19 protein-coding genes are annotated in these 19,527 nt (G+C 67.4%); 1 reads left to right on the top strand and 18 read right to left on the bottom strand.

Annotated elements, in window-relative coordinates; all coding sequences use genetic code 11:
- Nucleotides 1-10: 10 nt before the first annotated feature.
- From lptE to H587_RS0106815, 5 genes are read right to left on the bottom strand one after another with little or no spacing between them, the layout of a single operon-like run.
- Complete coding sequence (lptE, locus tag H587_RS0106835) at nt 11-508, bottom strand: LPS assembly lipoprotein LptE (RefSeq protein WP_027175633.1); 498 nt, start codon at nt 506-508, stop codon at nt 11-13.
- Nucleotides 509-525: 17 nt separating this feature from the next.
- Nucleotides 526-3,021, bottom strand: a complete 2,496-nt coding sequence (leuS, locus tag H587_RS0106830; RefSeq protein ID WP_027175632.1) for a leucine--tRNA ligase — start codon at nt 3,019-3,021, stop codon at nt 526-528.
- Nucleotides 3,022-3,034: 13 nt separating this feature from the next.
- Nucleotides 3,035-3,496: a transcription antitermination factor NusB gene (gene nusB / locus H587_RS0106825; RefSeq protein WP_027175631.1), complete on the bottom strand. Its 462-nt coding sequence runs from the start codon at nt 3,494-3,496 to the stop codon at nt 3,035-3,037.
- A gap of 3 nt (nt 3,497-3,499) precedes the next feature.
- Nucleotides 3,500-3,970 carry a 6,7-dimethyl-8-ribityllumazine synthase gene (gene ribH, locus H587_RS0106820; protein WP_027175630.1) on the bottom strand — a complete coding sequence of 157 codons (471 nt, stop codon included), beginning with the start codon at nt 3,968-3,970 and terminating at the stop codon, nt 3,500-3,502.
- Nucleotides 3,971-3,979: 9 nt separating this feature from the next.
- Nucleotides 3,980-5,197 carry a bifunctional 3,4-dihydroxy-2-butanone-4-phosphate synthase/GTP cyclohydrolase II gene (locus H587_RS0106815; RefSeq protein WP_027175629.1) on the bottom strand — a complete coding sequence of 406 codons (1,218 nt, stop codon included), beginning with the start codon at nt 5,195-5,197 and terminating at the stop codon, nt 3,980-3,982.
- A gap of 243 nt (nt 5,198-5,440) precedes the next feature.
- Between H587_RS0106815 and H587_RS0106810 the strand changes: the two genes are divergently transcribed.
- Nucleotides 5,441-6,016 (top strand): flavin reductase family protein, encoded by a 576-nt coding sequence (locus H587_RS0106810; RefSeq protein ID WP_027175628.1) that lies wholly within the window; start codon nt 5,441-5,443, stop codon nt 6,014-6,016.
- A gap of 1 nt (nt 6,017) precedes the next feature.
- Here the strand turns inward: H587_RS0106810 and H587_RS17605 are convergent, their stop codons facing one another.
- The 13 genes from H587_RS17605 to fabF form a co-directional block, all read right to left on the bottom strand.
- Nucleotides 6,018-6,728, bottom strand: a complete 711-nt coding sequence (locus H587_RS17605) for a glycosyltransferase family protein (RefSeq protein WP_034608750.1) — start codon at nt 6,726-6,728, stop codon at nt 6,018-6,020.
- Nucleotides 6,729-6,899: 171 nt separating this feature from the next.
- Nucleotides 6,900-8,675, bottom strand: coding sequence for a CobW family GTP-binding protein (locus H587_RS0106800; protein WP_027175627.1), 1,776 nt, complete (start codon nt 8,673-8,675; stop codon nt 6,900-6,902).
- 52 nt (nt 8,676-8,727) lie between these two features.
- Nucleotides 8,728-9,903 carry a twin-arginine translocation signal domain-containing protein gene (locus H587_RS0106795; protein ID WP_027175626.1) on the bottom strand — a complete coding sequence of 392 codons (1,176 nt, stop codon included), beginning with the start codon at nt 9,901-9,903 and terminating at the stop codon, nt 8,728-8,730.
- Nucleotides 9,904-9,916: 13 nt separating this feature from the next.
- Nucleotides 9,917-11,323, bottom strand: coding sequence for a hypothetical protein (locus tag H587_RS0106790; protein ID WP_027175625.1), 1,407 nt, complete (start codon nt 11,321-11,323; stop codon nt 9,917-9,919).
- Nucleotides 11,320-11,700, bottom strand: coding sequence for a hypothetical protein (locus tag H587_RS0106785; RefSeq protein ID WP_027175624.1), 381 nt, complete (start codon nt 11,698-11,700; stop codon nt 11,320-11,322). Before H587_RS0106785 ends, H587_RS0106790 begins: the two co-directional genes overlap by 4 nt.
- A complete protein-coding gene (locus tag H587_RS21225; protein ID WP_027175623.1) occupies nt 11,700-12,443 on the bottom strand; it encodes a FadR/GntR family transcriptional regulator in 744 nt (247 codons plus the stop codon). The genes H587_RS0106785 and H587_RS21225 overlap by 1 nt, the downstream gene beginning before the upstream one ends.
- A gap of 232 nt (nt 12,444-12,675) precedes the next feature.
- Complete coding sequence (locus tag H587_RS20800) at nt 12,676-14,004, bottom strand: PAS domain-containing protein (RefSeq protein ID WP_051202510.1); 1,329 nt, start codon at nt 14,002-14,004, stop codon at nt 12,676-12,678.
- Between the two features lie 105 nt (nt 14,005-14,109).
- Nucleotides 14,110-14,625: a C-GCAxxG-C-C family (seleno)protein gene (locus tag H587_RS17600; RefSeq protein ID WP_051202509.1), complete on the bottom strand. Its 516-nt coding sequence runs from the start codon at nt 14,623-14,625 to the stop codon at nt 14,110-14,112.
- Between the two features lie 45 nt (nt 14,626-14,670).
- Nucleotides 14,671-15,321, bottom strand: coding sequence for a riboflavin synthase (locus tag H587_RS0106765; protein ID WP_027175621.1), 651 nt, complete (start codon nt 15,319-15,321; stop codon nt 14,671-14,673).
- The gene (ribD, locus tag H587_RS0106760) at nt 15,321-16,466 is read right to left on the bottom strand and encodes a bifunctional diaminohydroxyphosphoribosylaminopyrimidine deaminase/5-amino-6-(5-phosphoribosylamino)uracil reductase RibD (RefSeq protein WP_245560833.1); all 1,146 of its coding nucleotides are present in this window, start codon (nt 16,464-16,466) and stop codon (nt 15,321-15,323) included. The genes H587_RS0106765 and ribD overlap by 1 nt, the downstream gene beginning before the upstream one ends.
- Nucleotides 16,432-16,893, bottom strand: a complete 462-nt coding sequence (locus H587_RS17595) for a deoxycytidylate deaminase (protein ID WP_034608748.1) — start codon at nt 16,891-16,893, stop codon at nt 16,432-16,434. The genes ribD and H587_RS17595 overlap by 35 nt, the downstream gene beginning before the upstream one ends.
- A 9-nt stretch (nt 16,894-16,902) precedes the next feature.
- A complete protein-coding gene (gene glyA / locus H587_RS0106750) occupies nt 16,903-18,141 on the bottom strand; it encodes a serine hydroxymethyltransferase (protein WP_027175619.1) in 1,239 nt (412 codons plus the stop codon).
- A gap of 37 nt (nt 18,142-18,178) precedes the next feature.
- Nucleotides 18,179-19,417 carry a beta-ketoacyl-ACP synthase II gene (gene fabF / locus H587_RS0106745; RefSeq protein WP_027175618.1) on the bottom strand — a complete coding sequence of 413 codons (1,239 nt, stop codon included), beginning with the start codon at nt 19,415-19,417 and terminating at the stop codon, nt 18,179-18,181.
- Nucleotides 19,418-19,527 lie beyond the last annotated feature (110 nt).

Below are 19,527 nucleotides of genomic sequence, written 5' to 3'. Positions count from 1 at the left end.
GCCGGACCTCCTAGTATCCCTGGGTCATGCGGTCCACCAGCTGGCGCACGGCCAGCTCGGTGACGAGATCGTCCACCGCGCGTTCCTCGCCCCGGAAGAAGGGCTCCGTCTGCGTGACCTCGCCGGACTCCCAGAGCACGGAGCCGTCCAGGGGGGAGGTCACGCGGGCCGAGATGTACAGCGTGGCGTTGTAGCGCAGGGTCTCTTCCTTGCGGTCGTAGACCGAGGTGTTGCGCAGGTAGCGCCGGACCGTGATGGTCACCAGGCCCGTGGCCTGCTTGCGGTCCACCCAGCGGGCCCAGCCCCGGCGCGTGATCTCGTCGCGGAAGAGGCCGCGCAGACGGGACTCCATCCAGGGGAAGGTCGTGGGGTTGTCCACCCGCTCGATATAGAGATCTCGGGCCTGGGGCGCGATGCTCACCGGCCCCTCGGAGCCCAGGTTGTAGCCGCAGGACGCCGTCAGGAGCAGCAGGGCCAGGAGCGGGAAGAGCCGGACGATCCGCCGCATGCCGTTCCTCCGCGGCCCTAGCGGGCCACGATGCTCACCAGCTTGCCGGGGATGAGCACGATCTTGGCGATCTCCTTGCCCTCCAGGTGCTTGGCCACGTTCTCCAGGCCCAGGGCGACCGAACGCACCTCCTCCTCGGAGGCGTCGGTGGCCAGCTTGGCCCGGCCGCGCACCTTGCCGTTGACCTGGACCACCACCTCCACCTCGTCGCGGGCCAGGGCGGCCTCGTCGTGGAGCGGCCAGGGCTCCTCGGAGAGGTGCGTGGCGTGGCCCAGAACCTGCCACAGCTCCTCGCAGAGGTGCGGGGCCACGGGCGAGAGCAGGGCCAGGGTTGTGGCCACGGCCGAGGACAGAACCCTGGGGCCTTCGGGGCGGGTCCGCAGCTCGTCCTTGGCCGCGTACAGCTCGTTGACCAGCTCCATGAGCGCGGCCACGGCCGTGTTGAACTGGAAGGCGTTCTCGATGTCGCGGGTCACGCGGCGCACGGTATCGTGCTCCTTGCGGCGCAGATCCTTGGCCCGGGGCGAAAGCTCGCCCTCCACCGGGGCGCAGGGTTTGACCGCCACGAGCGCGCCCTCCAGCTCCTCCACCAGCCGCCAGATGCGGCCCAGGAAGCGGTAGGCGCCCTCGATGCCCGCGTCGCTCCACTCCAGATCCTTCTCCGGCGGAGAGGCGAAGAGGATGAACAGACGGGTGGCGTCGGCCCCGTAGCGGCCGATCATGGCGTTGGGGTCCACCACGTTGCCCTTGGACTTGGACATCTTGGCCCCGTCCTTGAGCACCATGCCTTGGGTCAGCAGATGGGCGAAGGGCTCGTCGGAGACCGGGTAGCCCTCGTCGCGCAGGATCTTGGTGAAGAAGCGGGCATAGAGCAGGTGCAGGATGGCGTGCTCGATGCCGCCGATGTACTGGTCCACCGGGGCCCAGTACTTGAGCGCGGCCGCGTCGAAGGGCGCGGTGTCCAGGCGGGCCGAGGTGTAGCGCAGGAAGTACCAGGAGGACTCCACGAAGGTGTCCATGGTGTCGGTCTCGCGCCGGGCCGGGCCGCCGCATTTGGGGCAGGAGGCCTGGGCGAAGGAGTCCATGAACGGCAGCGGCGACTTGCCGTCGGTGCGCATGACCGCGTCCTCGGGCAGGCGCACGGGCAGATCCTCGGGCGGGACGCCCACGATGCCGCATTTCTCGCAGTAGACCACCGGGATGGGCGCGCCCCAGAAGCGCTGGCGCGAGATGTTCCAGTCGCGCAGGCGGTAGTTCACCGTGGGCTTGGCCAGGTTCCGTTCAGCCAGCCGGGCGACGATGGTTTCCTTGGCCTTCTCGTTCTCCAGGCCGTCGAATTCGCCGGAGTTCACCAGGATGCCGGGGTCGGCGTAGGCCGCGGTCATGGCCGCCGGATTCAGGGTCTCGCCCTTGGGCTGGATGACCACCCGCATGGGAAGATCGTACTTGCGGGCGAACTCGAAGTCGCGCTGGTCGTGGGCGGGCACGGCCATGACCGCGCCGGTGCCGTAGCCCATGAGCACGAAGTTGGCCACGTGGATGGGCATCTCCCGGCCGGTGAGCGGGTTGATGCAGTACGCGCCGGTGAAGACGCCCTCTTTCTCGAGGTCGTCGGCCCCGCGCTTGATGCGGTCCATGTTGGCCACGTCGCGGCAGAAGGCGCGCACCTTCTCGGCCTCGGGCGAACCGGCGATGAGCTTCTCCACCAGGGGATGCTCGGCGGCCAGGCTCATGAAGGTGGCCCCGCAGAGGGTGTCCGGCCGGGTGGTGAAGACCTCCACCACCTCGTCCATGCCCTTGACCTGGAACTTCACCTGCGCGCCGACGCTTCGGCCGATCCAGTTGCGCTGCATGGTCAGCACGCGCTCGGGCCAGCCGCCCTCGAGCATCTTCAGGTCGTCCAGCAACTCGTCGGCGTAGGCCGTGATGCGCAGGAACCACTGTTCGAGCTGCTTCTGCTCCACCTCGGAGTCGCAGCGCCAGCAGCGGCCGTCCTCCACCTGCTCGTTGGCCAGCACGGTCTGGCAGGACCCGCACCAGTTCACCGGCGAGTTCTTGCGGTAGACCAGGCCTTTTTCCAGGAATTTGAGGAAGAAGAGCTGCTCCCACTTGTAGTATTCGGGCCGGCAGGTGGCCAGTTCGCGCCGCCAGTCGTAGGAGTAGCCCAGGCGCTTGAGCTGGGCGCGCATCTCGGCGATGTTGCCGTAGGTCCATTGGGCCGGATGGGACTTGTTCTTGATGGCCGCGTTTTCGGCGGGCAGGCCGAAGGCGTCCCAGCCCATGGGGTGCAGCACGTTGAAGCCGCGCATACGCTTGTAGCGCGCCACCACGTCCGCGATGGAGTAGTTGCGCACGTGTCCCATGTGGATCTTCCCCGAGGGGTAGGGAAACATCTCCAGCACGTAGTACTTGGGCCGCGAGGGGTCGACCTCGACCTCGAAGCAGCGGGACGAGTTCCATTCGTCCTGCCACTTGTTCTCGATGCGTTCCGGATCGTATTTGCCGAGCGCCATGTTCCTTGTCCCGTCAGAATTTCTTGTCCACCCCGAGATCGCCGTTGTCCACGGTCTTGGCCGCGGCGTCCAGGATGCCGTTGATGAAGTTGCGCGAGTTCTCGTCGCCGAATTGCTTGGACAGCTCGATGGCCTCGTTGATGGCCACCTTGAGCGGGATGTCCGCGCAGTGCAGCATCTCGTAGAGCGCCAGCCGCAGGATGGCCAGCTCGACCTTGGCGATGCGGTGCAGCTTCCAGTGCTTGGAATGCTTGTGGATGATCTGGTCCAATTCGTCGCGCTTGGCCCAGACCCCGCGCACCAGCTCCCAGGCGAAGGTCTTGACCTCGTCGGACGTTTCGTCCAGGGCCGCCGGATTTTCGGCGAGAGTCCATTCCAGCGAGGGAGCGGCCTCGGCCGGGGCGAAGGCCAACCCGTAGAGCACCTGGAAGGCCAGGGTGCGGCCTGCCCGGCGCGTGCCTTTTTTCTGCGCCATGTTTTAGAGCTGCTCCAGGACGCGCACGGTTTCCAGCACGGCCTGGGCCGCTTCCACGCCCTTGTTGCCGGCTTTGGAACCCGCCCGCTCGATGGCCTGCTCCAGGGTGTCAGTGGTCAGCACGCCGAAGCCCACGGGCACACCGGTCTCCAGAGCCACGTGGGCGATGCCCTTGACGCATTCCGTGGCCACGAAGTCGAAGTGCGGGGTGGCGCCCCGGATCACCGCGCCCAGGCAGATGACGCCGTCGTAGTTGCCGGAAGCGGCCAGCTTGCGGGCCACCACGGGCATCTCGAAGGCGCCGGGGATGCGGGTCAGGGTGATGTTCTTCTCGTCCGCGCCGTGGCGCAGGAGATAGTCCAGGGCCCCAGAGACGAGCTTGTCCACGATGAAGTCGTTGAAGCGGGCGGCGATGAGGGCGAATCTGAGTTTCCCGGCCTCCAGCTTTCCCTCGATGGTCCTGATGTTCATGATATCCTCCGCTCAGTTCTTGCGGTTCTTCAGCTCCAGCAGGTGCCCGAGCTTTTCCTTCTTGGTGGTCAGGTAGTTCAGGTTCATGTCGCAGGCCGTCATTTCGATGGGCACCCGCTCCACGACCTCCAAGCCGTAGCCTTCCAGGCCGATGATTTTTTTGGGGTTGTTGGTCATCAGGCGCATCTTGGAGACGCCCAGGGAGACCAGGATCTGGGCCCCGGTGCCGTATTCGCGCAGGTCCGGCGCGAAGCCCAGGCGCTGGTTGGCCTCCACGGTGTCCAGACCCTCGTCCTGGAGATGATAGGCCTTGATCTTGTTGCCCAGGCCGATGCCCCGGCCCTCCTGGCGCATGTAGAGCAGCACGCCCTTGCCCTCGCGGTTGATCTGGCACATGGCCGCCGCGAGCTGCTGGCCGCAGTCGCAGCGCATGGAGCCGAACACGTCGCCGGTGAGGCATTCGCTGTGCACGCGCACGAGCGTGGGTTCGTCCGGGTGGACGTCGCCCATGATCAGGGCGATGTGGGTGCGGTTGTCGGCCTCGGACTGGAAGGCCACGGTGCGGAAGTGGCCCCAGCGGGTGGGCAGCTCGGCCTCGGCCACCTTGGTCACGATGTGCCCGCCGAACTTCATGCGGTAGCGGATGAGCTCGGCCACGGAGCAGATCTTCAGGCCGTGCTTCTCGGCGAAGGGGACGAGGTCGGGCATGCGGGCCATGTTGCCGTCCTCGCGCATGATCTCGCAGATGACCCCGGCGGGTTTCAATCCGGCCAGACGGCAGAGGTCCACGCTGCCCTCGGTCTGCCCGGCGCGCACGAGCACGCCGCCCTCGCGGGCCCGCAGGGGGAAGACGTGGCCCGGGGTGACGATGTCCTGGGGCTGCACCGTGTCGCCCACGGCGGTCAGGATCGTGGTCGCCCGGTCGAAGGCCGAGATGCCCGTGGTCACGCCCTCGCGGGCCTCGATGGAGACCGTGAAGTTGGTGCCGAACTTGGTCTGGTTGTGCTGGCTCATGAGCGGCAGCCTGAGCCGGTCGATGAACTCGGGCTCCATGGCCAGGCAGATCAGGCCCCGGCCGTGGGTGGCCATGAAGTTGATGGCCTGGGGCGTGACCTTTTCCGCCGCGCAGACGAGGTCGCCCTCGTTCTCGCGGTCCTCGTCGTCGACCATGATGACCATCCGGCCGCGCCGGATGTCTTCCATGGCCTCTTCAATGGTGCACAAAGGCATGGTTCACCTCTCTCGGCCACGCGAGGCCGAGTGGGTCCCGGCGGCCGCAATGTGTCAAAGAATCGTAATCCCGCTTCATAGCCCAAAAGGCCCCCCGGGGGGAAGAGGGCGGGGGCAACAAAATTCGACCAGCAAATTCAGCGTATTGTATGGATGTTCCGGGCGCCCGGCCGATTCTTGCCAAATGCGGCGGTCTGGGTCATGACCTGGACAGGCGCCGCTTTCGGCGTCGGGAGGTTGATGATGAAGAAATCCCTGGGAGCCGGAACCCTGGCCATGCCCACGCCGGTCTGGTTGGTGGGCGCCTATGACGCCGAGGGCAAGGCCAACGCCATGACCGCCGCCTGGGGCGGCATCTGCTGCTCCAAGCCGCCTTGTCTGGCCGTGTCCCTGCGCGCGGCCACCTACACCCACGGCTGCATCATGGCCCGCAAGGCCTTCACGGTGAACGTACCCTCGGCCGAACAGGCCGATCTGGCCGACGCCTTCGGCCTGGTTTCGGGCCGCGACACGGACAAATTCGCCGCCACCGGACTCACGCCCGTGCGCGGCGGCACGGTGGACGCGCCCTATGTGGGCGAGTTCCCCCTGGTGGTGGAGTGCAGGGTGCTCTTCGTCCACGAGTTGGGCCTGCACACGCAGTTCGTGGGCGAGATCGTGGACGTGCTGGCCGAGGAGTCGGTGCTGAACGAGGCGGGCAAGGCCGTGATGGAGAAGGTCCGGCCCGTGCTCTACGATCCCTCGGGCCGGATGTACCACGCCACCGGGCCGGTGATCGGTCCGGGCTTCTCCATCGGTCGGAAGCTGGTCGGGAAGTAGGTCATACGGCGGCCCGGACCGCGAACCCCGGGGCCGGGCCGCGCCGTTCCTCCGCCAGACGGTCCAGCAGGTGCATCTGCCGCCGCGACAGGGCGCGGGCGTCCAGGCTGCGGCCGGAGTCGTAAGTGGCCACGATGTCGTCGATGAGCCGCAGGCTTCTGGCCCGGCGGCTCCAGAGGCGGATGTTCAGGAAGTCGGCCTCGTAGCGGCCCTTGTGCACCCAGCCGCCGCAACGCGTGACCACCAGCTCGCGCGAGAGCGAGAGGCAGAGCGGATCCACGTTGCACTGGCGGATGGGATCGCGGCCGGGGGCGTCTTCGGGGATGAACGGCTTGTCGAAGGCCAGGCTCGTGTCGATGCGGGCCACGACCATTTCGGCATCCAGGTGGTCCATGTAGGCGGCCAGGGCGTGGGGTTTGAGCGAGTTGTCGTCGTCCAGGAACAGGACGCGTTCGCCCTTGGCGATCTTGAGCAGGATGTCGCGGATGCCGTTGCCCCAGTCCTCGTCCTTGGGCAGGTCCAGGAAGCGGGCCAGGTCCAGGTCCGGCGGCCGTTCCCCGCGCACCCCGTCGAAGCCCACGAGCATCTCCACCGCACCCTCCGGCAGGCCCGCGAAGTCCACGGCCGCGCGCACCGAGCGCACGGCGGCGGCCAGGGCCTTCGGCCTGCGCCCCGTGCTGGGCGTGATGATGGAGAAGAGAATGGGCTGCATGAAACCGTCCGTGGTTCCGTCCCCCGGGGGGACTGTCATCCCTGATCTGAGATTCCCATCGGACGATTGAGGAAAAACTTTAGCGGGCCGGTGAACAATCCGCGCGGGGCGGCGCTATGCGTGGATGTTTTTTTTGAATGGCCTTGATGACGGGCTGAGCGCGGCAGCCCGTCAGGCCCGCCCGACCTCCAGGTCGCGCGCCAGCGCTTCGGCGAAGTCCTCGGGCAGCTCGCGGCCGATGCAGACCAGGAAGCGTTCGGGCCGGGCATGGCCGCGCAGGGGCGAGGTCTCCAGTCGTCCGGCCACGGCCTGGACGAGCACGGGGCACTCCTCGCCGAGCACGTCCACGATGCCCTTGACCCGGAAGGCCCGGGCCGCCGCGCGTTCCAGGGCCGGGCCCAGGGCCTCGGCCGGAACCGGGGCCTCCAGAAGCAGAGTCCGGGCGGCGAAGCCTTCCCCGGCGTGGGTGCCGTGCTCGTGGAAGTGCGGCAGCAGGTCGTCCCAGGCCAGACCCTCGCGCGCCAGGGTCGGGTCGTGCAGCAGGCCGAAGGGGATGTCGCCGTGTTCGGCCTCCAGGACCAGGGCCCGGGGGTTGACCGCCTGGGCCGCCGCGCGCGACTGTTCCGCCCGGTCCGGGTCGAGCAGGTCGCGTTTGTTCAGCACGAGCACGTCGGCGGCGGCCAACTGGTCGCGGGCCACCTCGCTGCCATGCAGCAGCTCCTCCAGCCCAGAGGCCTCGGCCACGGCCACCAGCGGGCCCCGGCGCACCAGGTCGCGCAGCTCCCGCAGCTCGGCCAGAAGGTTCTTGGGGTTGGCCAGCCCGCTCATCTCCAGGACCACCACGTCCGGCCGGTAGCGCTCCAGGATGCGCGCCAGACCCTTCTTGAGCTGGCCCGAGAGCGAGCAGCAGACGCAACCCTCGTCCATCTCCAGGACCTGGGAGTCCCGCTCCAGGAGCTTGCCGTCCAGGCCCACGGCCCCGATCTCGTTCTGGATCACGGCCACGAAGCGGTCGCGCTGCAGGCAGTGCTCCACGAAGCGGCGCAGCAGGCTGGTCTTGCCCGAACCCAGGAACCCGGTGAGTACGAACAGTTCAGGCAGGTTTTCGCGGCCGCCCGGGTCGCGGGCCTCGAACCAGGCCGGGTCGTGGCTGAAGTCCCAGGGCTGGCGGCGCGGCGGCCCGTCGGCCGCCCCGGCCGGGGCTTCGCCGTACTCCAGGCGCAGACGCAACAGGCGCACGGCCTCGTCCTTCCCGCGGAAGACCTCCGCGCCGCGTCGCCACTGAATCCAGCCCGGCAGACTTTCCAGGCTCCGGGTCCGGGGCGCGCGACCGAGGACATGCGTGACGGTGGCCGCCAGGACGCGGAAAAACCGCAGGGCCGGGCCGAAGGCCGCCAGGTTCGACTCCAGGCCGCCCGGGGGGACGATGTGGTTTCCCGATCCCGGGGGCCATTCCAGGCCGTCCAAGGAGATGAGCTTGCGCCGTGTGGGGGCCGCGAGAACCAGGGCCAGGGAGCGGCCGTCCGCGGCGGCGGTCATCTCCAGCGTGCCGAGTCGGAAGGAGGCCCGCGTCTCGTCCCGGCCCTGGAATTCACGCACCAGATCCCAGTAGTCCGGCCGCTGGGCGGTCACGGCCGCGTCCAGGGGCAGGAGTTCGGCCCGGGGGTCGCCCGGGTCCGGGAAGAGGTGCAGGGAGAAACGGCCGCGCAGTCCCTCGGAAGTCATCTCCTCGCCCTCGAAGAGCAGGCCGAAGATGCCCGGGCGACCCGCGATGCGGCAGGTCCAGGACTCGCCGAAGGCCAAGGAGGGGCGCAGGCCGCGCCAGCCCAGGGCCCGGGCCCGGGAGTGGCTGAACTGGGTCCGCAGGAGCAGGGCGCGCAGAAAGCTCGGGAGCCAGGCCCCCTGGGCGTCCTCCATGCGGACCGGGGTGATGTCGAAGAGGTTCATGCGCGCGCCGGAGAGGGCTCCCCCTGTGCGAGGGGGAGCCCTCGGTCGGAGGTTACGCCTTCTTGAACTCGATGGTGTCGCCGTTGCCCAGGTAGGCCGTGTCCTTGGTGCGGAAACGGGCCGTGCCCCGGACCACGGGATAGCCGCTGTCGATGAACTTCTTGGCCGTGACCAGGCCGGTGCAATGGTTGCAGCCGACCTTCTCCAGATTCCACTTCTTCAGGCCGATGACCAGGTCGTCGTACTTGGGATCCCAGTCGTCGAACGGCGAGATGTGCAGGCCGCCGTAGAGGCCGTGGAACCTGTCGTTCTCGTACTTGAGCTCCTTGTACGCCGTGTCGGCGAAGAGGATGATGCCCTGGTGGCAGCATCCGGTGATGCTCACCAGCCCCAGGTCGGCCACGTTGAAGTACATGGACTGCTCACCGAAGACCTTGCAGATGATCGGCACGTCGAACACGTAGGTGGCCATGCCCGGCAGGATCGGGCAGAGACCCTTCTTGACCTTGACCACCTCGCCCTTGTGCCCGGAGTCGGCGATGTACTGCAGCCCGGAGGGGTAGAAGGTGTCCGGGATGTAGACCTTGATGCCCGGGGCGTACTTGAGGGTCACGGGCAGGCCCCAGTAGTGATCGAAGTGCTCGTGGGAGATGAACAGGGCCTCGATCTCGCCGTTGGCCAGCATCTTGTCGATGCCCTCGCGCTTGAAGCATTCGTCCATCCACTTGTAGGACCAGCCGGAGTCCAGGAGGAACTTGCGGACCTTGCCGTCCATCTGTTCCACTTCCACCAGGGCCGCGAAGCCGCCGGGGTTTTCGGGATGTACGGAAAGGTTCCGGGTGATCTCCCAGGCTTCTTCCAGGCGGTTGGGCAGCAGGTGCTTGATCTTGGCGATGCCCTTCTCGTACGAGCCCTTGCCCAGGCCCGTGCCGTCGCCGAAGGGCGGCCAGTTGTAGGTGTACTGGTCCACGAGCAGGCCGCCGGCGGCCTTGATGTCGCCCATGAGCGTTGCGTTGTCGAACCAGCTCGTCTCGGAGATGACCCGGGCCTTGACGCTCTTGCAGACGCCGAAGTCGGTCATCTTGCGCTGGACCTGGGCGATGTGTTGGCGACTCATGGGCGAGTATGAATAGAGGCCCATGGCGCCGATGGCGCCGAGGCCCACTCCCAGGGCCGCGCCCTTGATGAAGTCCCGCCGGGTGAACGAGGTGTTGTTCGTGTCGGACATGGTGTTCTCCTCGTTACTTGGGGATCAGGTTGATGGCGTTGGAGACCTGGGGCAGGGCCCAGACCGTGACGAAGTAGAGCGCCACGCCGACCACCGCGCCCACGGCCAAGCCGGGGACCATGCGCGGGCTCCAGGTGTGCTCGGCCTCGCGGGCCAGGTGCTCCTGTCGCAGTTCCTCGGCGGTCTTCATGCGCAGCTTCCAGCCCGGCCAGTTGTCCATGAACCAGGTGTTGATGAGCCAGATGTTGATGAGCCAGATCATCGGGATCATGGGGAACTGCTGCGGGTGCGAGAAGCCCTTCTGGGTGCCCAGGAAGAGGTGTGCGTACCTATAGTAGAGGGCGTAGATGGCCAGGCCGCCCACGACCATGATGATCGTGCGCACGAGCATGTTCACCGGGGTGGAGAACTTGCGCGGCCAGTTGTCGCAGTAAATGTACAGGAACAGGGCGGGCACGAGGAAGAAGATGGCCGTCTCGCCCACGTGCAGCCAGCGCCAGTCGGGGGCCGCGTCGCGGCGGGAGCCCCGGATGGCCTCGCCCCAGGCCAGCTCCTGGGCGTAGTAGAGGAAGAAGTTCAGGGCCAGGGAGATGGCGATGATGGCCACGAACAGGGAGATGCGCCGCAGCCAGGGGTTCTTGATCGTGCTGAAGGGATAGCGCTCCCAGATGGTCTCCACCAGCCAGACCACCACGGTGCAGCACATGATCCAGGCGATGTGGAAGTTGCCCGAGACCGTGTTGGCGAAGTTCTCCCAGTAGGGCGGGGTGATGGAGGTGAAGGCCTGCCAGGGGTAGTAGAGGATGCCCATGTGCGAGTGCATGGTCATGAAGTAGACCAGCGTGCTCAGGAAGAAGGTCATGACCCAGATGCTCAGGCCGCGGGCGGGCTGCTTCAGATCCTGCCAGGGCGCGGACTCCATGGCCACGATCCAGGAGGGCGAGAGCCAGGAGGCGATGGCCGCGAACATGAGGCAGGCCGTGGCCGCGTATTCCTCGGCGAAGAAGGCGGTCACGCCGGGCAGCTTGGTCAGCTGCTCGGGATTGAAGTAGGCCATGGCGTAGTTGCCGAGCAGGCCTTCGAAGAAGCCCTTCATGAGCGTGAGCAGGACGCCCGCCGTGAGCAGGGTGAGCACCGCGCCCTTGACCAGGGGGTGCGCCCGCTCCAGCCAGGTGCGCTTGAAGGGCCAGAAATCGAAGATGTAGGCGATCCAGATGAGCACGATGAGGATCCAGCGGGTGTAGTTGTAGCCCACGTAGGGGGTGTACAGCCGCATGAGGCCGCGCGGATCCTGGAATATCCACCAGGTGGCGTAGAAGATCGCCAGGGTGAACAGGAGGTTCACCAGCGCCGGAACGGGGCCCTTCCAGCGCTTTTCCAGCTTGCGCGCCTCGAGGAAAGGCACGGGACCAGGATTCATGTTCCTTCTCTCCTTGCAAAAGGGTGCCGGGACAGTGGGGCCTCGGTCGACGGGTCGGCGTTCATTTTCGCTTCATGGCTCGTCGCCTCCTGGGCCGGCGGGCGGCCCGCGCTGGGGTCCGTATCCTTGTCCACGTTCCGTGGTTCCTGCTGCGAAAGCATGGCCCGACGCACGGCGGAGAGCATCGCCGCGCGTCCCAGCCCCTCGGGGTCCAGCCCCAGCCGCCGCGCCTCCTCGGCCAGCAGGGCGTCGGGGAAGTCGGCCCAGAGCGAGTCCAACCCTTCGTCGGCTCCGGGCTCCTCCCGGACGGCCTCGGGGGCCGGCCGCCACCTGCCGGTGAACAGGCCGAGAAATTCCTTGCGTGTGCAGCGTGTCATCAGCCGAAGACCTCCAGCCGTTCGCCCTCGCTTTTGAGCAGCGGCGAGAGCGGCACGTCGGCGTGGCGCTCCAGCAGGGAGGCCAGCCGCAGGATGCGCTCCTCCATGCAGCGCGCGGCTTCGCCGGCATCGCGCCGTTTCATGGCCTGGACGATCTTTGCCGTGTCCCCGAAGAGCATTTCCCGTTCGTAGTCCTGGAGGTAGAAGATGATTCCGAACAGTGGGCTGTTGCCGGGGCAGAGCGCCTCGACCACGGCGCGCAGGGCCGGGTTGCCCGTGCCCCCGGCGATGTCGCGGGCGAAGCCGTTGAGGTGTTCGCGCAGGGCGTCGGGATTGCGGGCGAAGAGGGCCCGGCTCAGGTCCATGAGCCGCAGTTCCATGGCGGCGATGCCGCTTGCGCTGATGCGTTCGGTGCAGAGCGTCGCGATGCGGGGAAAGATGAGGTAGCAGGCTTCCAGACGGGAGGACCAGTCCACGGCCTCCGTGTTCAACTCACCCTGGATCTCGCGGCGGGAGCGCAGATAGCAGCCGCTCCCCGGGCGCACTTCCACCAGCCCCTTGGCCTCGAGTACGCGCAGGGCTCCCCGGATGGTGTTGCGGCTGGCGCCCAACTGCTCGGACAGGGCGCGCTCCGTGGGCAGGCGTCCTCCCAGCTCGAAGCGTTCGTCCCGGACCATGCTGAGCAGGGCTTCCAGGGAATGTTCTTCCTTGCTGATCTGCCTGGCGGCGGATTCCGGGCTCATGGGCAACCTCCGTCGGATGTCGGATCGTCGTTCTCTGGTAACACCAATCGCATGAATCACGGCTGAAGAACAACCAGCTTGAAAAAATGAAAGGTGAAATACGGGAAAAACCGCAACAGCTTTGAAATGAAATGGAAATTTTGGATGAACCAATTTCAGGAAAAAATGACAAAAGAAAGCCCCGGGCGCTGCCGGGGCGTTGGGGGTAAATCTGGCCGCTGGCCGCCGGGGATCAACCGCCGGAGGAACGGGAACGGCGCTGGGCCGCCCGCCAGGACTTGATGGCCGCCTCGAACGGCTCGAAGAGGCAGGTGTATTCCGGCAGGCCCGAGGCCGGGAAGGCGTTGGGTTCCCGCGAGCAGAGCACGAGCACGGCCCGCAACGTTCCGCGCTGGTAAAATGGTTTGGCGAAATAGGACCGGATTCCCTTGGGGATGAACAAGGCCCAGTCGATGGCCTTGATGCTCTCCAGGGTGTCCTCCACGATGAGGTGGTCCAGCCGGAAGCGTTCGATGCTTTGGGCGATGGTTCCCTCATAGGAATACATTTCTCCGGGCTCCACGTGGGCGAAGGGCTCGCCCGCGCCGTAGACGAAGACCTTGTTCTTCTTCGTGTGGATGTCGGAGAACATGACCGCGTCGAAGGAATGGCGCGGCAGTTGCGCCTGGAGGAATATCTCCAGGATTTCGTGGATGTCGTTTTTGCCCGCCAGCCGCTCGGTCAGGCTCCTGGCCAGCCCGGCGCACAGGCCGTTGCCGGAGGAAGTTTCCTCGCCGTTGCCCCCCAGGCTCTCGATGTGCGTGAGCGAGACGCGCAGCAGGCGGCGTTCCTTGCAGACCAGAAAACGCAGGGCGGCGTCGGCGGTGAAGGCGGAGTTGGTCTTGCGCCGGAAGCCGAGCTTGCCCTCCCACTTCTTGTCGAAGAGCACCTCGTTCTCGATTTTCTGCACCGTGCCGCGCATGCCCTGGTGGTAGAGGTCCGCGAAGGACAGCCGCCGGAATTCGTCCGGGCTGTAGAGGAACAGCTCCGAGGCCGCCGCGTTCTGGGCGATGACCGTCTTTTCGTCGAAGTCCACCAGAAGCACGGGATTCTCGGCCAGATCGATCATGAGCTGAAGCTCGGAGTCCTTCTCGATGATGCTCTTGATGGTCTCGGCGCTGTCCGTGACCTCGATGAGGTAGCCCACGGCGTAGCGGGGGTCGCCGGGCAGGGGCCAGCAGCGCAGCTTGAGCCAGGTCCGGCGGCCTTCGGTCTTCCGCAGGCGGAACACGCAGCCCGAGGGGCCTCCTCGGCCCAGGGCGTCCATGAAGCTCTCCACCAGAGGCAGGTCCGGCTCCTCGATGGCGGCCTTGCGGTATTCGGCGCTGCGCAGGAGCAGGCTGGTCTTCTCGCCCAGGGCCTCGACCCGGTGGGCGTTGAGGAACTCGATGCGCGCCCGCGCGGGCTCGATGCGCCAGAGCAGGCCCGGAAAGCTCATCACGTAACTGGTCACGTCCGCCCCGGCCCACTGGCGCGGGGGGATGGTGTCGAAGCTGTCGGGATCGGCTGCGCTGAAGGACACGGCATTCTCCTTACGGTCAAGGGTAGTGAATGCCCGGCGCGGAAGGCAAGAGAAATTTCCGTGGTTCGCGAAGCGCCGTCGGACGGGGCGAAGCGGGTCGGGGAATCAGGGGCGCAGGAGGCGGCGCAGGCGGGAGAAGAGGCCCGGAGCCGGGGCGAAGCCCGTGCCCGCCAGTTCCGGGCGGGTCTCCAGGATGAGCCGGGCGGCCTCGGCCGCGGCGTAGCCGGTGAGCGCGGAGCAACGTTTTGCGCGGGCCTCGGTTTCGTCGCCCAGGGCCCGGCAGAGTTCCCGGCAGCAGACCGAGCCGTGGAGTTCCAGGAAGGAGTGGTGCAGAGCCTTGGCGGCCTTGCGTGCGGCGCGGCGCTCCAGGCGGTCGCCCTTGGGGGCCAGGAACAGGCCTATACAGAGCGTGGCCCCGGAAAGCGCGCCGCAGAGGCAACCCGCGCCGCCCAGGCCCAGCGAGAAGCCCGAGGCCACTCCCGCGGCCTGGGCCGGGGCGAGGCCGCCGGTGAGGTGGCGGTTGAGGGCCAGGACCACGGCCTCGGCGCAGTTTTGCGGCCGGGAGAGGAATATCTCGGTGGCGGCCGCGCTGATGCGGGCCTGGGGGGATTCGAGCGTCATGGGCCTCCGAGCCGCCTGAGCGGCCGGACCGGAGCGGGCGGCGGGCTAGAAGCCGTTTCGCCGCAGGAATTCCGCGGTCATGCCTGAAGCCGGGGCCCCGGTCTTTTCGGTCCACGGTCCGAGCATCCGCAGCACATACTTGCCGATGAGGTCGGTCTCCATGTTCACCACCCTGCCGGGGCGCCACTGGCCGATGGTGGTCTCACCCTGGGTGGCCGGGATGACGTTCACGGTCAGAAAGTCCTCGCCGCATTCGTTCACGGTCAGGCTGACCCCGTCCAGGGCCACGGATCCCTTGGGCACCACCTGGGAGCCGAATTCTCGGGGGAAGCTCAGTCGGATGACCACGGATTCGCCCGCCGGGGTCACCGACTCCACCTGGGCCAGGCAGTCCACGTGGCCGGAGACGAGATGGCCTCCCAGGCGATCGCCCAGGGCCAGGGCCCGCTCCAGGTTGACCTTGGCCCCGGCGCGCAGGCCGCCGAGGGAGGATTTGGACAGGGTCTCGGCGCTGGCGTAGGCCGAGAAGCGGCCCCGGTCGGCGGCCTCGGCCGTGAGGCAGGCTCCGTTGACGGCGATGGATTCGCCTTTGACCACATCGCCCAGGAAGTCCGCCCGCACGGTGAGTCGCGTTTCCCTGCCGCGCGGCTGCGCGGCCTCGACCACGCCCGTTCCGAGCACCAGTCCGGTGAACATCAGTCTGTCCTCTTGGGGCGGTAGGTGAGCATGAGATCCCGGCCGCTGCGGGCGCAGTCCAGGAGCCGGAAGTCGCGGGCCTCGGCCAGGCTCTGGGCCTTGCGGCCGGAGAACAGGGCCTTGGCCTGCTCGTCGCCGAGCACCTTGGGGGCCAGGAAGAGCGTCAACTCGTCCACCAGATCCTGGGTGGCCAGACTCATGGCCAGGCGGCCGCCGCCTTCGCAGAGCACGTTCCAACAGTTCAGTTCGGCGCGCAGGCGGACGAGACCCTGGCGCAGGTCCAGGCCCTCCTCGACGCGGCCCAGGCCCCAGACCCGGCAGCCGCGCTCCGTGAGCGTTCCGGACGCCAGTGAACGGGCCTCCTCCTCGCTGGTCCAGAAGACCACCCGCTCGGGCCGGTCCTGGAGCAGCTTGAAGTTGTGGGCCTTGGGCAGCCGCCGCGTGACGACCACCGCGAAGGGCTGCACATGGTCCGGGGCCAGCCCCGGCAGGCGGCAGGTGAGCAGCGGGTCGTCGGAATAGAAGGTGTTGCCGCCGACGATCACCGCCCGACAGACGGAACGCAGCCGGTGGGCCTCGATTTGGGACTCGGGGCAGGATATCGGTTCCGGACGCCCGCCGCGGGCCGCGATGCGGCCGTCCAGGGTGGCGGCCATCTTGAGGATGACGAAGGGTCGGTCGGTGGTCTTCCAGAGCCGGAAGTCCTCGATGAGGTCGCGGCAGGGGCCCTCGAGCACGCCCAGGCGCACGTTCACGCCCTTGGATCGCAGATGTTCCGCGCCGCCTCCGGCCACCTCGGGGTTGGGGTCGGCGCAGCCCACGACCACACTGCGGATTCCGGCGGCCAGGATGGCCTCGGTGCAGGGCGGGGTCTTGCCCTGGTGGTTGCAGGGCTCCAGGGTGACGTAGAGTTCGCAGGCCGAGGCGTCCACGCCTTTTTCTCGCGCCTGACGCAGGCACTCCACCTCGGCGTGCGGGCCGCCGAAGGCTTCGTGCCAGCCCTGGGCCACGATGGCTCCGTCGCGGACCAGCAGCGCTCCCACGCAGGGATTGGGAGCCGTGGCGCCGCGCCCGAGGCGGGCGAGTTCCACGGCCCGGGCCATGAGGGCCTCAGCGGGTTGTAAAGTCTCCTTGCAGCAGTTCATGACGGACACCGGCCTCCTTGAGCATGTCCTCGGCCAGCTCGTCGGGATAGGCCCCGGCGTAGTAGATGGCCTCCACTTGGCAATTGACCAGCATCTTGGTGCAGATCAGGCAGGGCTGGGTCGTGCAGTAGATGATCGCGCCCTTGAGCGAGATGGCGTGCACGGCGGCCTGGATGATCACGTTCTGCTCGGCGTGCAGACCTCGGCAGAGTTCGTGGCGCTGGCCCGAGGGGATGCCCAGGCGTTCCCGGATGCACCCCACGTCCTCGCAGTGCGGCACGTTGGACGGCGGGCCGTTGTAGCCCGTGGCCAGGATGCGCTTGTCGCGCACGGCCACGGCCCCCACCTTGCGCCGCAGGCAGGTGGAGCGCTCGGCCACCAGGTGCGCGATGCTCATGAAGTAGTCGGGCCAGGGCAATCGGCTCATGGCCGCCTCCTACCAGGCGAACAGCGGGAAGCTGCGGGAGAATTCCTCCACTTCCTCGCGGATCTCCTCCAGCACGGCGTCCGACTGCCAGTTCTCGATGGCCGCGGTGATGGCCTCGGCCACCACGATCATATCCTCCTCGATCATGCCCCGGGTGGTCAAGGCCGGGGTGCCCAGGCGGATGCCCGAGGTCACGAAGGGCGAGCGGGTCTCGAAGGGGATGGTGTTCTTGTTCGCCGTGATGCCCGCCTTGTCCAGGGCGATCTCGGCGTCCTTGCCGGTGATGTCCTTGTTGGTCAGGTCGATGAGCATGAGGTGGTTGTCGGTGCCGCCGGAGACGAGCTTGAACTCGGACTCCTGCAGGGCCGAGGCCAGGGCCTTGGCGTTCTTGACCACCTGGGACTGGTATTCCTGGAAACCCGGGGCCAGGGCCTCGCCGAAGGCCACGGCCTTGGCCGCGATGACGTGCATGAGCGGGCCGCCCTGGATGCCGGGGAAGATCTGGGAGTTCAGCACCTTTTCCTGGTCCTCGGCGGCCAGGATGAGGCCGCCGCGCGGGCCGCGCAGGGTCTTGTGCGTGGTCGAGGTGGTGAAGTGGGCGTGCTCGATGCAGGAGGGGTGCTCGCCGGCGGCGATGAGGCCCGCGATGTGGGCCATGTCCACCATGAGCACGGCGCCCACCTCGTCGGCGATCTGGCGGAAGCGCTTGAAGTCGATGATCCGGGGGTAGGCGCTGGCGCCGGCCACGATCATCTTCGGCTTGTGCTCCTTGGCCAGGCGCTCCACTTGGTCGAAGTCGATGGTCTGGGTCTCCTTGTCCACGCCGTAGGAGACGATGTTGTACAGACGGCCGGAGAAGTTCACCGGGCTGCCGTGGGTCAGGTGTCCGCCGTGGGAGAGATCCATGCCGAGCACGGTGTCGCCGGGCTTGCAGACCGCGAAGTACACGGCCATGTTGGCCTGGGAGCCGGAGTGGGGCTGCACGTTGGCGTAGCCCGCGCCGAAGAGGGCCTTGACCCGGTCGCGGGCCAGGTTCTCGACCTGGTCCACGTACTCGCAGCCGCCGTAGTAGCGCTTGCCCGGGTAGCCCTCGGCGTACTTGTGGGTCATGACGCTGCCCATGGCCTGGCGCACCGCCGTGGAGGTGAAGTTCTCCGAGGCGATGAGCTCCAGCTTGGACATCTGCCTGTCGACCTCGCGGGAAATGGCCGCGGCGACTCCCGGATCCTGCATCATCAATTCTTCCATGACCGCCTCACTTGCATGGCCGGGTCGCGCCCCGGGTTCAGTCCTCGAATCTCTTGAACAGCATACAGGCGTTGGTGCCGCCGAAACCGAAGGAGTTGCAGAGGGTGTAGTTCACCCGTTGCGTGCGCATGCCTTCGGGCACGTAGTCCAGGTCGCACTCCGGGTCCGGGTTCTCCAGGTTCAGGGTGCGCGGAATCTTGCCCTCGCACAGGGTCAACACCGAAAAGACCGACTCCACGCCGCCGGCCGCGCCCAGGAGGTGGCCGGTCATGGATTTGTTGCCGGTGATGGAGAGCTTGTAGGCGTGCTTGCCAAAGACCGTTTTGATGGCCCGGGTCTCGCAGGCGTCGTTGAGCGACGTGGAGGTGCCGTGGGCGTTGATGTGGTCGATATCGGTCACGGGCACGCCCGCCTCGCGGATGGCCGCGCTCATGGCCAGGGCCATGCCCGAGCCGTCCTCGGGCGGGGCGGTCATATGGTAGGCGTCGCCGGAGGCCCCGAAACCCACGACCTCGGCGTAGATGCGCGCTCCGCGCGCCCGGGCGTGCTCCAGGGACTCCAGAAGCAGCAGGCCGCTGCCCTCGCCCATGACGAAGCCGTCGCGGTCGCGGTCGAAGGGCCGGGAGGCCCGCTGGGGATCGTCGTTGCGCGTGGACAGGGCCTTGAGGGCGTTGAAGCCGGACACGCCCAGGGACGTGATGGTTGACTCCGCGCCGCCGCAGATCATGGCCTCGCAACGGCCGAGCTTGATCTCGGAGTAGGCGTAGCCGATGCCGTGGGTGCCCGAGGCGCAGGCCGTGGTGGTGCAGACGTTGGGTCCGCGCGCGCCGGTTTCAATGGACACCTGTCCGGCGGCCATGTTGGCGATGATGATCGGGATGAAGAAGGGCGAGATGCGCGAGGGCCCCTTTTCCAGGAGCTTCTGATGCATGGACTCGATGGTCTGTAGCCCGCCCAGGCCCACGCCGATGATCACGCCGGTGGTGGCGGCCTCCTCGGGCGGCACCTGCCAGCCCGCGTCCTCCAGCAGCATCTTGGAACAGGCCACGGCGTACTGGACGAAGGTCTCCATGCGCTTGACCTGCTTCGCCGGGATGTAGCGCTCGGGCTCGAAGCCCTTGACCTCTCCGGCGATGCGGGTCTCATAGGCCGCGCAGTCGAACTTGGTCAGGGGACCGATGCCGGACTTGCCCGCCAGCAGGGCCTCCCAACTGGAGGCCAGGTCGGTTCCCAGCGGCGTGATGGCGGACAGGCCGGTGACGACGACTCGTTTCATGGATGATCCTGGGTTGCTTGGGCTTTCGCCGGGCGCGCGTCCAAAAGGAATGAAATGGAGGAGCGCCTTACGCCCGGCCCGGGCATAAGACGCCCATCCCTGGCGGCGGC

Origin of the sequence: Desulfovibrio aminophilus DSM 12254 (assembly GCF_000422565.1) — a bacterium.
Taxonomy (GTDB): Bacteria; Desulfobacterota; Desulfovibrionia; order Desulfovibrionales; family Desulfovibrionaceae; genus Aminidesulfovibrio; species Aminidesulfovibrio aminophilus.
Note: the sequence above shows the minus strand (reverse complement) of the source record. Positions and strands in the feature narration are given on the sequence as shown.

Coding starts and splice junctions, on each gene's coding strand:
- glyA (WP_027175619.1), bottom strand. CDS start 18,141: ATGGAAGAATTGATGATGCAGGATCCGGGAGTCGCCGCGGCCATTTCC.
- H587_RS17605 (WP_034608750.1), bottom strand. CDS start 6,728: ATGCAGCCCATTCTCTTCTCCATCATCACGCCCAGCACGGGGCGCAGG.
- H587_RS0106800 (WP_027175627.1), bottom strand. CDS start 8,675: ATGAACCTCTTCGACATCACCCCGGTCCGCATGGAGGACGCCCAGGGG.
- H587_RS0106765 (WP_027175621.1), bottom strand. CDS start 15,321: ATGTTCACCGGACTGGTGCTCGGAACGGGCGTGGTCGAGGCCGCGCAG.
- leuS (WP_027175632.1), bottom strand. CDS start 3,021: ATGGCGCTCGGCAAATACGATCCGGAACGCATCGAGAACAAGTGGCAG.
- ribD (WP_245560833.1), bottom strand. CDS start 16,466: ATGAACTGCTGCAAGGAGACTTTACAACCCGCTGAGGCCCTCATGGCC.
- H587_RS17595 (WP_034608748.1), bottom strand. CDS start 16,893: ATGAGCCGATTGCCCTGGCCCGACTACTTCATGAGCATCGCGCACCTG.
- H587_RS0106795 (WP_027175626.1), bottom strand. CDS start 9,903: ATGTCCGACACGAACAACACCTCGTTCACCCGGCGGGACTTCATCAAG.
- H587_RS0106815 (WP_027175629.1), bottom strand. CDS start 5,197: ATGCCTTTGTGCACCATTGAAGAGGCCATGGAAGACATCCGGCGCGGC.
- H587_RS0106785 (WP_027175624.1), bottom strand. CDS start 11,700: ATGACACGCTGCACACGCAAGGAATTTCTCGGCCTGTTCACCGGCAGG.
- lptE (WP_027175633.1), bottom strand. CDS start 508: ATGCGGCGGATCGTCCGGCTCTTCCCGCTCCTGGCCCTGCTGCTCCTG.
- nusB (WP_027175631.1), bottom strand. CDS start 3,496: ATGGCGCAGAAAAAAGGCACGCGCCGGGCAGGCCGCACCCTGGCCTTC.
- H587_RS21225 (WP_027175623.1), bottom strand. CDS start 12,443: ATGAGCCCGGAATCCGCCGCCAGGCAGATCAGCAAGGAAGAACATTCC.
- H587_RS0106810 (WP_027175628.1), top strand. CDS start 5,441: ATGAAGAAATCCCTGGGAGCCGGAACCCTGGCCATGCCCACGCCGGTC.
- H587_RS17600 (WP_051202509.1), bottom strand. CDS start 14,625: ATGACGCTCGAATCCCCCCAGGCCCGCATCAGCGCGGCCGCCACCGAG.
- H587_RS0106790 (WP_027175625.1), bottom strand. CDS start 11,323: ATGAATCCTGGTCCCGTGCCTTTCCTCGAGGCGCGCAAGCTGGAAAAG.
- fabF (WP_027175618.1), bottom strand. CDS start 19,417: ATGAAACGAGTCGTCGTCACCGGCCTGTCCGCCATCACGCCGCTGGGA.